We start from the raw sequence: 12,139 nt of genomic DNA, 5'->3' as shown, positions 1-12,139 counted from the left end.
GCCTGCGCCCGTCTTTCAGTGGGTACCGCGAGGAATCGTCTTGAGCAGGTCGGCCGGGCTGATGTGGCCCACCACCTGTTGCACGCCGCTACCCGGCAGCGGAAGGCCAAGGATATGCCCCTTGATCTTGCCCACCACGTGCATCTCGCACGGTTTGCAGTCGAACTTCAGCGTCAGCACTTCATCGCCGTGGATCAACTGCATCGGCGCGACCTTGGTGCGCACGCCAGTGACACCCTTGGCCTGCTTGGGACACAGGTTGAAGGAGAAACGCAGGCAGTGCTTGGTGATCATCACCGGCACTTCGCCGGTTTCTTCATGGGCCTCAAAGGCCGCATCGATCAGCTTGACCCCGTGACGGTGATAGAACTCCCGGGCCTTCTGGTTGTAGACGTTGGCCAGGAAAGACAAGTGCGCTTCCGGGTACACCGGTGGCGGTGTGGTCTCGGCTTTGCGGCCACCCCGAGGATGGGCTTTGATGCGAGCCTCGGTCAGCGCCTCGATCACTTCACGGCGCAGGGCCTTGAGTTGTGAATTAGGGATGAAGAAGGCCTGCGGTGCATCCAGTTCGATAGCCGTGGCGTGGTACTGAGTGGTGCCCAGTTGCCCCAACAAGTCGTGCAGTTGCTCCAGGGCCTGTTCCGGCTTGTTGGCCACGCCAAACGGACCGTCCAGGGCGACGCTGGCGCTGACGCCTTCCTCGCTGGTGGCGGTCAGTTCCAGACGGTCTTCGCGCAGGCGAGCGACCCAGGACAGGCCAATCCGGCGCTCGGCGGAGGTCTTGAGCAAGGCCTGTTGCCAGTTGTGATCCAGGTTGCGGTTCAGCGGGTGATTCGGTCGCAGGTTGTGGAGCCCGGCGGGCATTTCGTTGGGTTCGACACGGTAGCGGTAGCGTTTTTCACCGTCCTCGTCGAACTCGCCTTTAGGCTCGGCGATGTTGGCACGGAACCCGACGACTTCACGTTTGACCAGCACATTGAGGCCGTCGCCATTGGACAGTGGTTCGTGGGTCACCACCAGCAGGTCACGCTTGCCGGCTTTCTCGACCACACCCACCGGCAAGCCGGTGAAAGTCGGGGTGTCGAAGGCGCCGATGTCGATCTTGCGATCGCTGACGAAGTAGTCCGTGCTGCCACGGTGGAAGGTTTTTTCCGGGTCGGGCAGGAAGAAGTGTGCGGTACGGCCGCTGGAGGCGCGGGCCAGGTCGGGACGATCTTCGAGGATCTCGTCCAGGCGCTGGCGGTAATAGGCGGTGATGTTCTTCACATAGCCCATGTCCTTGTAGCGACCCTCGATCTTGAACGAACGCACGCCTGCATCCACCAGTGCACGCAAGTTGGCGCTCTGGTTGTTGTCTTTCATCGACAGCAGGTGCTTCTCGAAGGCTACGACGCGGCCCTGGTCATCCTTGAGGGTGTAGGGCAGACGGCAGGCCTGGGAGCAGTCGCCACGGTTGGCGCTGCGGCCATTCTGGGCGTGGGAGATGTTGCACTGACCAGAGAAGGCTACACACAACGCACCGTGGATAAAGAACTCGATGGCGGCGTCGGTTTCGTCGGCAATCGCGCGGATTTCCTGCAGGTTCAGCTCGCGGGCCAATACCAGTTGGGAGAAGCCCGCCTGGTCGAGGAACTTCGCCCGGCCCAGGGTACGGATGTCGGTCTGGGTGCTGGCATGCAGCTCGATCGGCGGGATGTCCAGCTCCATCACCCCCAGGTCCTGGACGATCAGCGCATCGACGCCGGCGTCATACAACTGGTGGATCAGCTTGCGGGCTGGCTCCAGCTCGTTGTCATGCAGGATCGTGTTGATGGTGGTGAACACCCGTGCGTGATAGCGACGGGCGAACTCCACCAACTGAGCGATATCACTCACCTCGTTACTGGCGTTGTGGCGGGCGCCGAAGCTTGGGCCACCGATGTACACGGCGTCGGCGCCATGCAGGATGGCTTCGCGGGCAATGGCCACGTCACGGGCGGGGCTGAGCAATTCCAGGTGATGCTTGGGCAGGGACATAGTTTTTTTAGTCAGGCTTGTCACGGAGGTGCGCATTGTAGCCGCGAATTGCCTGACCGGCACCTGTTCAGCCTTTGGCCGCCATCGCCGTGACTTCCACACGCATGCCTTCCACCGCCAGCGCCGCGATGCCAACCGCCGCGCGTACCGGCCAAGGCTTGGCGAAGTAGCGTTTGTAGACTTCGTTGAAGGCGGCGCGGTCGGCCATGTCGGTCAGATAGATGGTCAGGTGCATGACCCGGTCAATGGAGCTGCCGGCACGTTCCAGGGCCACTTTGAGGGATTGCAGGGTGCATTCGCTTTGCAGGGTGATGTCGCCCAGTTCCAGGCTGCCGTCGGCGCGGGTAGGGATCTGGGTGGAAACCAGGATGCCGTTGAACCCAATGACGTCGGAGGAAATGGAGTCCGGGTCGAGGTCGGGGGTGAAGGCTAGGTCTTGGTTTGGCATGGAAAATCTCTTGGTTGGAGGGGCAGGGGCCTTGATAGAGGCGGGATCATACTCAATTGCGGTCGTCCTGATCGACATTGCCGCGGAGTCAGCGTCAATGGCATGGCTGCCAACAACGCCGCTATGTTGATTTTTATAACTAAACTAAACAGTCATTTAGTTTAGTTAACCCATAACCGCATTCAGAGTAGGAGGGCAGTGTTAGCCAAATGCCAAAGTGGCTGCATTTAACGCGCTATCGACAGCATTGAGTAGTTGCTGGTGATCGATTTCGCGTTTGTCATGATGATGACTGCGTTGCATTACGCGTTCAATCGCATAACGATCGACATTCAACCAGTAATGGTCATCAACATGCTCGGTATGTACCACCTTTGCGGCATATTTACCGGCTTCACCATCAGCTTTCAGATGGTGGAAAACGCTGCAGAAATCTACCAATTTTTTGTCTTTGGTGGCTATCCAGCAGTCTTGTGGAACGCCATCAAGTCCGTTCTGATCCGTTATATTAGCGGCATGCAGGAGGCGGATATCAGAGGCTCCGTTGAAGGCAATCGCCTTTACATCCGCCACGGTTACCGGCAGTTTCTCTTCACCAGTCTTGAGGAAGTTATTTCTGACCTTGCGCCGTAACTCAATGGTTTCCCGGGAATGTGCGTCGGGCTCTGCGAAGCAGTATTTGGCGATTTCGATTTCAGTAGCGCTCAGAATATCGACATGCGCCTCAAGGTTGTCGATAAACCATTTGAACTTGTCGAAGGGCTTCAACTTCATTCGATCGGCAACGTTCAGATAAATCAGACTGGCATACGGTACTGCAAGCGTAACCTTGGCGTCTGACGACAAGTCGTCATAACCGTAATCTTCCTTTTTGCCTTGGAACAAGGTGTGAACTGCATTCGGCGTATCGATGAACTGAGGCAGATGTTGGGCGCAGAAAAGCTCATAGGCGTCACTTGCTTGACGTGCCAGCTCAGGAGGCATTTCGCTAAGCGCCAGCCCAGGTGACAAGCAAACACTTTGAGGCGGGCAACGATGCAATAGCTTCACTAGATTATGCAGGCCTTGTTTTTTGACAGACGCCCATTTGTTGCCATGCTTGACGACTTTTTCCATGCTGATGAGCATGTTGGTGTCCAGCGAGATAGTCGTCTCGATATTCGCCGACTTGTTACGGGCAATGTGAACGGGATCGAGCATCGACTCAGTGATACGGCTGGCTTTGATGAACAGGGTTCTGGCTTCCATGATCAATCCTTGGTTGGGTTCTGTATTCCTGGTTTCTACCAGAGCAAGTCTACCTGACGTAGGCCAGTCGCTTTAATACGATACTACGCATAATGTATATTATGTTAAATCATATGCCATGTTAGGAATCGTGCATACAACACATTTGCAGATGTCGCCGATGTAATTGAACGGCGCTTTGAGAGCCATATCATCAATGCTTGGCCCGACAGGACTCGCTGCCGCAGCCTGAAAGCCGGATCGTTAGCGTCAATCTATCGACTGGCTAGCGGTGCGACCATCAGGTGTCAGCAAGCGAATACATGTCTGGCGCTTCGCAAGGCCTCCAATTTCGTGCTTCCTCGATTGCAGATGACCGCCCTCCTCCTTGATCTCAATTTCCGCCACGAACTTAATCCCTTTCATCAGCTCTCCAGTGCCGGATGCGCGGCGGCAATCCGGTACTGGCCTGCATGGAAGACCAGCGGTTCGGCGCCGCTGTACTGGTATTGTTCGATCTCGCCAATGAAGATCAGGTGGTCACCGCCCTCATACTGGGTGACATTGCGGCACACCAGCACTGCCACCACATCGTCCAGCACTGGGGCTCCCGCCTTGCCATAGGAATGAGCTACACCGGCGAATTTGTCAGCTGCGGGCCGTGCGAATTGCTCCGACAAGTGGTGCTGGTGCGCGCCCAGCACGTTGATGGCGAAGTGGCTCGCCGAGCAAAAATCCTTCAGGCTCGGTGCCGTGCGTGCCAGGCTCCAGAGCACCAGCGCCGGCGACAGCGACAGTGAGGTGAACGAGTTGGCGGTCACACCGACGTTGCGGTCGTCAGCGGTGCGCGTGGTGATCACGGTCACACCGGTAGCGAACTGCCCCAGCACGTTGCGCAGTTCGCGAGTATCGCGGCCCTGGGCATCGAGCAAATAGTGAGACTTGGTTTCGGTGGCGGCACTCATGGTGATCTCTCCCCTCAAGCTGGCTCGGGCGCCTGTTGGTTCATTTTTGTGATAAAGGCATCGCATTGCTCCGCGTCGAACCACCAGGGTGCGAACAGGCGCGCGTCGTCGAAAGCATCGGTATTGCCTCCAAATGGGCACAACCCCTCTAGAGGGGCAATTTTCAATTGGCGTATACATGTCTGGCGCGCGTCACTTGGCGGCATCCGGGATTGCTGGCGTCGCACGCGATTGCACGCGCAGCGTGAATCGAACGAGCGGTGCGGTCAGCGCCGTTGTCACCAGCGCGAACACCACGAGGATCGTGTAGACCCTTGGCGGAAGGATCTGCATCTGCAGACCAATTGACAGGACGATTAGCTCCATCAAGCCGCGTGTATTCATTAACGAGCCCACCAGCATCGCATCGTGTGGCGCAAGCCCGGTGGCACGCGCGCCCAGATAGCTGCCGCCGAACTTGCCGATGAATCCGCCCGCGAGGAATACACCGAGCCACATCCAGGATGCCGCGTCGTCGATCGTACCGATCGACGCATGCAGCCCCGCATACGCGAAAAACACCGGCATCAGCACAAGCTTGAGGAAACCTTCGACGTTGTCGCACCACTCCTTCGCGACACCGGGCACGTGCCGCACGAACAGCCCCGCCGCAAGCGCGCCAAATGCGCTATGGAATCCGATCAGCGACGTTGCGAGTGCTGACGCCATTACGAAGCAGAACAACACGGCCAAGCGGTCGCGCGCCGCATGCGCATTCGACGCGAGCCGCGCAAGCGTCGGTCGAATCACGAAGCGCACCAGGAGCGCGCACAGCACCAGATACGCGAGCAGGCTGACGAGCATGCGCGCAAATGCCCAGCCAGCCCCGCTCGATAGCGAGGCAATCGTTGCAAGCAGCATCCATCCGAGCGCATCCGTCAGAATCGCGGCAGACATTGCGTGCCGTGCACCCACCATGGCGCTGAGCGCCAGGTCGTCGATGATGCGCGCCATCACCGGAAGCGCTGACACCGCAAGTGCGACACCGCAGAAGAGCACATAGGGCAGCGCCGGTACGTCGCTGGCGAGCGTGTCTTTCGAGGCGGTGGCGATGATCATACCGATCGCGGCCGGTGCAGCGAACCCGCCCGCTGCGATCGCGACGGGCATGCGCCACCGCTTGCCGCGCAGCGTCTCGCCCAACTCCATATGCAGACCGACCTGAAACATCAGCAGTACCAGGCCGACTTCGCTGACTTGCGCCATCGCTGACAGCGCACGTGGGCCGAACAATGCGTCGTAGAAACTCGGTGCGATTACGCCGAACAGCGAAGGCCCCAACAGCAAACCGGCCGCGATCTCGCCGACGACCGCGCACTGGCCGAGCCGTTCGGCAATGCGGCCGCAGACGTTGCAGAGCGCGATCACCAGAACGAGTTGCAGCAGCCAGATAGTCATGAATACCTCGCAAAGAACGACACCGACACGAAGCTGGTGGCCATGAGCCCAAGCGGGCCCGCCACGCCGTACGCCGTGATGACCGTGACGCCGCTCGCCAGGTTCGCGAGCGCCTGGCGGAGCAACGCGGCCGAGACCGGCTCAGCTTCACGCATCACCGCTCGCTCGCGACGCGGTCGACCCAGCCCCGGTAGAACGCACGGTACTTGAGCACGAGCTTGTCGTACTTGCTGTACGCGCCGCCGCCGTCCGGCTTCATCCCGTTCCAGATTTTGACGTCGTACCCCGCTGCCTGTCTGGTCTGCAGCCCGAACAGCACGAAGTCGGTCGCGCGGCGCAGGGCACCGCCCACCTTCTTGATCGAGATGAGCATGTGCATGACGTTCCTGCCGTCGCTCACCGGCGTCACACACTGGAGCAGCTTGTATTTGAAGTCTCCGTCCAGGGCGACGGTCATGACGCACCCGCCGGGGTAGCCATCGAAGTGCAGGTTCATCTGCGACATGTTCAGGCCGAGCGCGCGCGACAGCATGCCGAGGGGGCCGAAGTACCGGTCCACGGTGAAGTCGATCCCGGCACCGAACCACGCGCCCGCCTGGGCCAGCGACTCAACCTCCGGCCACTGGCGCCAATCGTCAAAGAGCTTGAGCTCGAAGGCCGAGACCGGGAGCGCGTGCACGGGGGTCGCGTGCTGCGCGTCATAGAAGTTCTCGATGATCCGCAAGACCGCCGTCGTCGTCTCGAACGCGAAGTGAAGGTGCATAAAGTCGCCGTTGTCGACGTCGGCCGCGGCGATTTCGGGCAGCGGGTGCAGCGGCTGCGGGGAGCCGTACCAGGCCCACACGTAGCCGTATCGTTCGACGGTAACCAACGTCGGCTGGCGCGCCCCACGCGGCACGGGCTCAAGCCGGAGCACCGCCTGGCTGTGGCCGGGGATGTGAACGCACTGGCCCTGCTCGTCGTACCGCCAGTGGTGAAACGGGCACTGGATGCACCCGTCCTTGACCGTCCCGTCAGCCAGGTTCGCGCCTAGGTGCGAGCAGTGGCGGTCCATCACCACGGCCCGCCCCGTCGCTCCGCGCCACGCCACGTATGGACGGCCGAAGAGCGTCAACTCCGTCGGCTTGCCCTTGAGATCGTCCGAGCGCATCACGACGTACCAGCTCGCGGCCAGGCGCGTGGTCGCGTCGTACGCCCCCGAAGGATGCTTCTTGACGCTCGCTTGATCCAATTGAATGTCGTTCATCGTTTTTTTGTCGTCGTCGGCCGGCTACTTCTGCCGACGCGGGTCGTGATGTACGCCTTGAGCAACGCGAACATCGGGTTATAGTCGAAGTACTTTTTCACCTCTGCCGGCGCGCTGGTTTGCGTCCAGTACATCAGCTTCATCGCCGGCAGTAGGCTGTACTTCGAGTTGTTGAGCTGCGGCTTGTCCCCGGTGATGCAGTACCCGAAGCCGAGCATCGGCTTGGCGAAGTCTCGTTCTTCAATGAGGGCGTGAATCCGCGCCGCGGCCTCCTCGGCTGGCTTGCGCCCGGCGCTCACGGCCTCGACCTCGGCTTTGGCGTCGTTGAACAACTGGTAGTACTCCTCCATGTCCGCGCACAGGTACCCGAGATACGGGGGGTTGTTGTCGAGGTGATCGAGGTCAGCCTCGTCGCGCGACGCGCGGTACCTCGCGTGGGCTTGCACGAGCCGGAACTGCCCGAGGATTGTGCCGACCGCCCACAGCCTGTGGAACGCGTTCCATAGGCGGAAGTTCGAGAACGCCGTGTAGCAGCAGCTGACGAAGTCGTCGTTGTGGTCCAAAAGCTTTTGCTGCAGGCGCTCGATGTACTCGAAGCGCTCGGGAGAGAAGTCGTCGTCGCGCAGCGCCTTGATGAGGCGCGCCGCGAGCGCGTGGATGGTCACCGCGGTGTTCTCAAGCCCCCGCGAGAAGAGCGGGTCGATGAACCCGTTCGCATGCAGCATCAGGCAGTAGCGGTCGCCGACACAGGCGCTTGACGAGAATTGCAGGCGGTCGGTCTTGACCCAGTCGCGCACCGGCACGGCGTCCTTGAACTGCGCGCCGATGCTTGGGAATCGCGCGAGGAACTCGTCGAACTCCTGCTGCGCCGAGATGTCCGTTTTTGGGTAGACACGCGGGTCGAGCTGCAGGCCGACGCTCACCAGGTTGTTGGTCGACCGCGGGTGGTTGTTGAACGGAATCACCCAGAGCCAGCCGCCCTCGAACATGTGGTGCAGGGTCCCCTCGTGCCAGCGCCAGCGCTGCCCTTTGACCTTGAAGATGTCGTCGAACGGCTTGACCCCGAGCATGTGCGTGTAGAGGCTGCGCGAGTGCGTCTTGAAGCGACACGGTTCTTCGCGGAGCTTGAACTTGGTCGCGAGCGGCGCGCGGGGTCCTCCGCAGTCGATCATGTACCGGCCGGTGAACCGTTCGCCTTGGGCGGTGGTGACCGCAACGCCGTCTTTATCGGCGTGGTATTCGGTCACGCTAGTCTTCTGGCGGACGTTGCAGCCGTATTTAATGGCGGCTTGCAACAAGTAGGCGTCGACGTCTTGCCGGTAATAATGGCTCTCCGGCCCCCACGGCAGCTCGGGAATGACGCACTGCGTGAACTCCTTCGGGTCGTGCTCCTGGCCAGGCTTGTGAAACACGAAGCCGAAGTTGCGCTTGATGCCCGTGCTCGACGAGACGTAACGTTGTGTCGAGTAGAACGACGTGATGTGATCGAGCTCCGGAATGTCGTAGCGATCAGCGATGATGCGGTTCATAAGAGACGTCTCGGGAATCGACGATTCGCCGATCGTGAACCGCGGGTGCGACGACTCTTCGATGATCAGCACACGAAACTGCTTTTTGGCCAAGATGGCCCCCATCTGGGTGCCGGACATGCCCGAGCCGAGGATGATCACATCGAAATGGTTGCTATCGCGCCCGTTCGCGGGGCTCTTCTGAGTCATGGGAGTACACTCTCCTTGTGAGATAACACATGTCCGTGTGCGTCAGGATTCGTCGAGCGCAGCGCGGATGCGAGACCGCGCGTCACACGTGAGCGTGAGTAGATCGCCGAGCATGCTGGGCGCGTACCCTCCGCTGCCGACTGCGGGGCCGCTTCGCCCGACTTCGTACGCCCGCTCCGCCAATTTAAGGTGAGGTGCCCGGAAGCGCAGCAGGACCTTGATGACCCGCTCGAGGGCTGCCAGCCCAGCTCGGACGGGCTCGCTGTGCGCACCAAGCGCAAGCGCCTCGCCGAGCGCGCGGTCGACGAGCGCCGGCCCCCCAGTGAACCGAGCGTAGACCGCCCTGTACGCTGGAAGCACATAGGGCAGGTACGTCTCTTTGAATTCTCGATAAGCTGGGTGGTTCGATTGCGAGCCCCACAGCACGTGCTCCAGCACGAAGAGGGGCATTTCCACGGCACCGGGCCCGAGGTAGCTCTGGCCTCCGATTCGAATGGGTTCGTAGAAGGGGCGCAGCTCGTCGTAGAAGACCTGCACCGAGATGAAGCGGTAGGCGTAAACGATCGATTCAACCATTTTCTGCAGATAGGCTGCCAGCTCGTCGCACCCTTGCGCGAACGCTGGCGACCGCAGGGGCACCTCGTACAGCTCGACAGTCACTGCGATGGCCGCTTCGAGGGCCGCCATCGAGATGCGCACGCTCTCGAGCAAGTGCGCTTCGTCGGGCAGCCCGGTGTAGCTGCGCTGCGCGTCGGCCGTCGCGGGGTTCCAGACCGTCACATGCAAGAGTGTCTCGCGCGGCGGCAGGTCGGTCACGCGCGCCAGGTCGAGTAGTACCTGCTCGAGCCCAGGCACCACGTCCACGGGCTCGTGTCCGTGTCGCTTGAGCGATCCCAGGAAGAACCCGATGTCCCGCATGGCGGCGGCGGCTTCGACGAAGCCCCAGCCGGAGGGCACGCCACGCGCCGGGAGCACCTCGCGCAGCAGGCCGACGATGCCGGGCACGTCCTTATTACGGTTCAGGCCCGGCAGTTGCAGAACGAGCGAGCGAGCGTGCAGCGGGTCGCTGGCCGCCACGGAAGCGTGCGTGGCCGCGAATGCGCCTACCCGGTCCAAGGTGCGTTCCACTACCGGGGCCCGCGCTGGCTGCGAGGCAGCCCCGCGTCGCCGTCACGCAGCGACCGCAGGTAATCGTAGTTCGTCGGCAGGCTCGTCCGCAGACGCTCGGTTTCGCGCCGGATGCTGGCGAACATCGCCTCGGCCTTCTCGATCGACTCCGGTCGGTGGTGCAAGAGCGGTAGCGACCGGTCGGGCAGCATGCCCAAGCCGGCAAAGATGCAGTAGTAGTTGCCGTTCAACCAGAAGTTCTTGAATTCGTAGTCGAAGGTCTCGTAGTACGTGGAATCGTCGAACGAAGTGGTGGTCAGCGGCAGCCCCGCCTTGTAGCGCTCGACCTTCTCTTTGATAGCGTCCGAGAGCCGCAGGTCGTGCCGGTTCGCGAGCCAGAACGGTGTGTCTTCGCGCGATGAGGTGAAATAGTGCGCCTGCACGAAATCTCGGCAGTCGTCGAACATGTAGACGATCTCGGCGTTGAATGCGTCGCTCAAGCGCGGGTCGAACGAGGTGTCGGGGAAGTGCTTCACTAGCTGGTAAAGCGCCGCGTAGATGAAGTAGATTCCCGTCGATTCCAGGGGCTCCAGAAAGCACGACGACAGCCCGATCGAGACGCAGTTGTTGACCCACGCCCGCTTGTTGCGCCCGACCCGGAACTTGATCTGGTTGAGCGGCTGATTGTCCGAAAGGCCCCAGAGGTTGAGGAAGTCGGCGGTGGCCTGGTCACGCGAGGTGAAGTTGCTCGAGAAGACGTAGCCGCTGCCGAACCGGCCCAGCATCGGAATCTTCCAGGTCCACCCCGAGTTCATGGCGATCGCGGAGGTGTACGGCTCGACCCCTTCGCGCGCGTCGTCGTTGGGCACAGCGCTGGCGACCGCGCTGTCGCACAGCAGGTAGTCGGACATGTCGATGAAGGGCTCCTTCAGGGCCTGATTGATCAGGAGCCCACGCATGCCGGAGCAGTCGATGAACAGGTCCGCCTCCAGCGTCCGTCCCTCCTTGGTGAGCAGGCTGGAGATGTAGCCGCGCTCGTTCAGACGAACGTCCACGACCTCATCGACCACGCGCTTCACCCCGCGTTCGACGGCCCAGCGCTTCAAGAAGTCGGCCACCAGGTGCGCGTCGAAGTGCCACGCGTGGGACATCTGGCGGGTGCCGTCGGGCAGGCACGGTGCCAGCTTAGCGTCTAGCGCCCCGGCCTGCGGGTAGCACGCGTATTCCATCGGCTGCTGGAAGCCCTGTTCGCGCTTGCGCAGCCAGTAGTGGGTAAGCGGCACGCCGTCGCAGTTCGGCACGTTGCCGAACAAATGGTAGAAGTGATCGTCGCGCGAGTAGTCGGGAGACTTTCTCCAATTCACGAACTTGATCGCGGACTTGAACGCGCCGTTCACTTGGGGCATCCACTCCCGCTCCGGTATCCCGAGGTAGTCGAAGAACACCTTCTGCAAACTCGGGATGGTCGCCTCGCCCACGCCGATCCTGGGGATCGCCGCAGACTCGATGAGCGTAATGTTCGCCTGCTGTTGGAGCGCCCGGACGAGGTACGAGGCGGCCATCCAGCCCGCAGTGCCGCCGCCCACGATGACGATATTCTTGATCGGCTTGTTCATGACACTTCCTTGTTTCAGGGCGGACTGCCTGTGACCAGAGGGAGGCCGCCAGTCGCCGCGCAATAGGCACTTCAATGTGCTTGTAGGATAAGACTCTAGCCTGCCGCAGAAACGATGCAAATTCCTTTTCCGAATTAACATTCTAAAACGCAACGGAATCGACTAGACCGCGATGGCAGTGCTCCCCTGCCAGGTCCGTGTGCACTCAGGCAGATTGCAGTCGCGTGCCAGTGAGGCTAACAGACCGACGGTAAACGTGCTGATCCCCAATCGACCCAGGCCGATCAGGCAGATATGCATCCTGACGCTCCTGCGCTTATGTCTCGCGCGACGATGTTCCCGACTATGATCTCAGGCAC

At 61.0% G+C, this 12,139-nt stretch carries 10 protein-coding genes; all 10 read right to left on the bottom strand.

Features of this window, described 5'->3' with window-relative positions; translation table 11 throughout:
• Positions 1-15: 15 nt before the first annotated feature.
• Positions 16-2,016 carry a U32 family peptidase gene (locus HKK55_RS10310; RefSeq protein WP_169354562.1) on the bottom strand — a complete coding sequence of 667 codons (2,001 nt, stop codon included), beginning with the start codon at positions 2,014-2,016 and terminating at the stop codon, positions 16-18.
• 67 nt (positions 2,017-2,083) lie between these two features.
• Positions 2,084-2,464 carry a RidA family protein gene (locus HKK55_RS10305; RefSeq protein ID WP_169354561.1) on the bottom strand — a complete coding sequence of 127 codons (381 nt, stop codon included), beginning with the start codon at positions 2,462-2,464 and terminating at the stop codon, positions 2,084-2,086.
• A gap of 201 nt (positions 2,465-2,665) precedes the next feature.
• Positions 2,666-3,712, bottom strand: coding sequence for a hypothetical protein (locus HKK55_RS29175; RefSeq protein ID WP_178128838.1), 1,047 nt, complete (start codon positions 3,710-3,712; stop codon positions 2,666-2,668).
• Positions 3,713-4,116: 404 nt separating this feature from the next.
• Positions 4,117-4,656 (bottom strand): flavin reductase family protein, encoded by a 540-nt coding sequence (locus tag HKK55_RS10295; protein WP_169354560.1) that lies wholly within the window; start codon positions 4,654-4,656, stop codon positions 4,117-4,119.
• A gap of 192 nt (positions 4,657-4,848) precedes the next feature.
• The gene (locus tag HKK55_RS10290) at positions 4,849-6,093 is read right to left on the bottom strand and encodes a cation:proton antiporter (RefSeq protein WP_169354559.1); all 1,245 of its coding nucleotides are present in this window, start codon (positions 6,091-6,093) and stop codon (positions 4,849-4,851) included.
• Positions 6,090-6,248: a flavin reductase family protein gene (locus tag HKK55_RS10285; protein WP_169354558.1), complete on the bottom strand. Its 159-nt coding sequence runs from the start codon at positions 6,246-6,248 to the stop codon at positions 6,090-6,092. Before HKK55_RS10285 ends, HKK55_RS10290 begins: the two co-directional genes overlap by 4 nt.
• Positions 6,248-7,339: a Rieske 2Fe-2S domain-containing protein gene (locus tag HKK55_RS10280; protein ID WP_169354557.1), complete on the bottom strand. Its 1,092-nt coding sequence runs from the start codon at positions 7,337-7,339 to the stop codon at positions 6,248-6,250. Before HKK55_RS10280 ends, HKK55_RS10285 begins: the two co-directional genes overlap by 1 nt.
• Complete coding sequence (locus tag HKK55_RS10275; protein WP_169354556.1) at positions 7,336-9,057, bottom strand: NAD(P)/FAD-dependent oxidoreductase; 1,722 nt, start codon at positions 9,055-9,057, stop codon at positions 7,336-7,338. Before HKK55_RS10275 ends, HKK55_RS10280 begins: the two co-directional genes overlap by 4 nt.
• A gap of 42 nt (positions 9,058-9,099) precedes the next feature.
• Positions 9,100-10,185 carry a monodechloroaminopyrrolnitrin synthase PrnB family protein gene (locus HKK55_RS10270; protein ID WP_169354555.1) on the bottom strand — a complete coding sequence of 362 codons (1,086 nt, stop codon included), beginning with the start codon at positions 10,183-10,185 and terminating at the stop codon, positions 9,100-9,102.
• Positions 10,185-11,780: a tryptophan halogenase family protein gene (locus HKK55_RS10265; protein ID WP_169354554.1), complete on the bottom strand. Its 1,596-nt coding sequence runs from the start codon at positions 11,778-11,780 to the stop codon at positions 10,185-10,187. Before HKK55_RS10265 ends, HKK55_RS10270 begins: the two co-directional genes overlap by 1 nt.
• Positions 11,781-12,139 lie beyond the last annotated feature (359 nt).

This window comes from Pseudomonas sp. ADAK18 (assembly GCF_012935695.1).
Taxonomy (GTDB): Bacteria; Pseudomonadota; Gammaproteobacteria; order Pseudomonadales; family Pseudomonadaceae; genus Aquipseudomonas.
This window is presented reverse-complemented; position numbering and strand designations above follow the sequence as displayed.

Bases quoted from the DNA above. Each gene is read 5' to 3' on its own strand.
- HKK55_RS10295 (WP_169354560.1), bottom strand. From the start codon at position 4,656: ATGAGTGCCGCCACCGAAACCAAGTCTCACTATTTGCTCGATGCCCAG.
- HKK55_RS10290 (WP_169354559.1), bottom strand. From the start codon at position 6,093: ATGACTATCTGGCTGCTGCAACTCGTTCTGGTGATCGCGCTCTGCAAC.
- HKK55_RS10280 (WP_169354557.1), bottom strand. From the start codon at position 7,339: ATGAACGACATTCAATTGGATCAAGCGAGCGTCAAGAAGCATCCTTCG.
- HKK55_RS10285 (WP_169354558.1), bottom strand. From the start codon at position 6,248: ATGCGTGAAGCTGAGCCGGTCTCGGCCGCGTTGCTCCGCCAGGCGCTC.
- HKK55_RS10275 (WP_169354556.1), bottom strand. From the start codon at position 9,057: ATGACTCAGAAGAGCCCCGCGAACGGGCGCGATAGCAACCATTTCGAT.
- HKK55_RS29175 (WP_178128838.1), bottom strand. From the start codon at position 3,712: ATGGAAGCCAGAACCCTGTTCATCAAAGCCAGCCGTATCACTGAGTCG.
- HKK55_RS10310 (WP_169354562.1), bottom strand. From the start codon at position 2,016: ATGTCCCTGCCCAAGCATCACCTGGAATTGCTCAGCCCCGCCCGTGAC.
- HKK55_RS10305 (WP_169354561.1), bottom strand. From the start codon at position 2,464: ATGCCAAACCAAGACCTAGCCTTCACCCCCGACCTCGACCCGGACTCC.
- HKK55_RS10265 (WP_169354554.1), bottom strand. From the start codon at position 11,780: ATGAACAAGCCGATCAAGAATATCGTCATCGTGGGCGGCGGCACTGCG.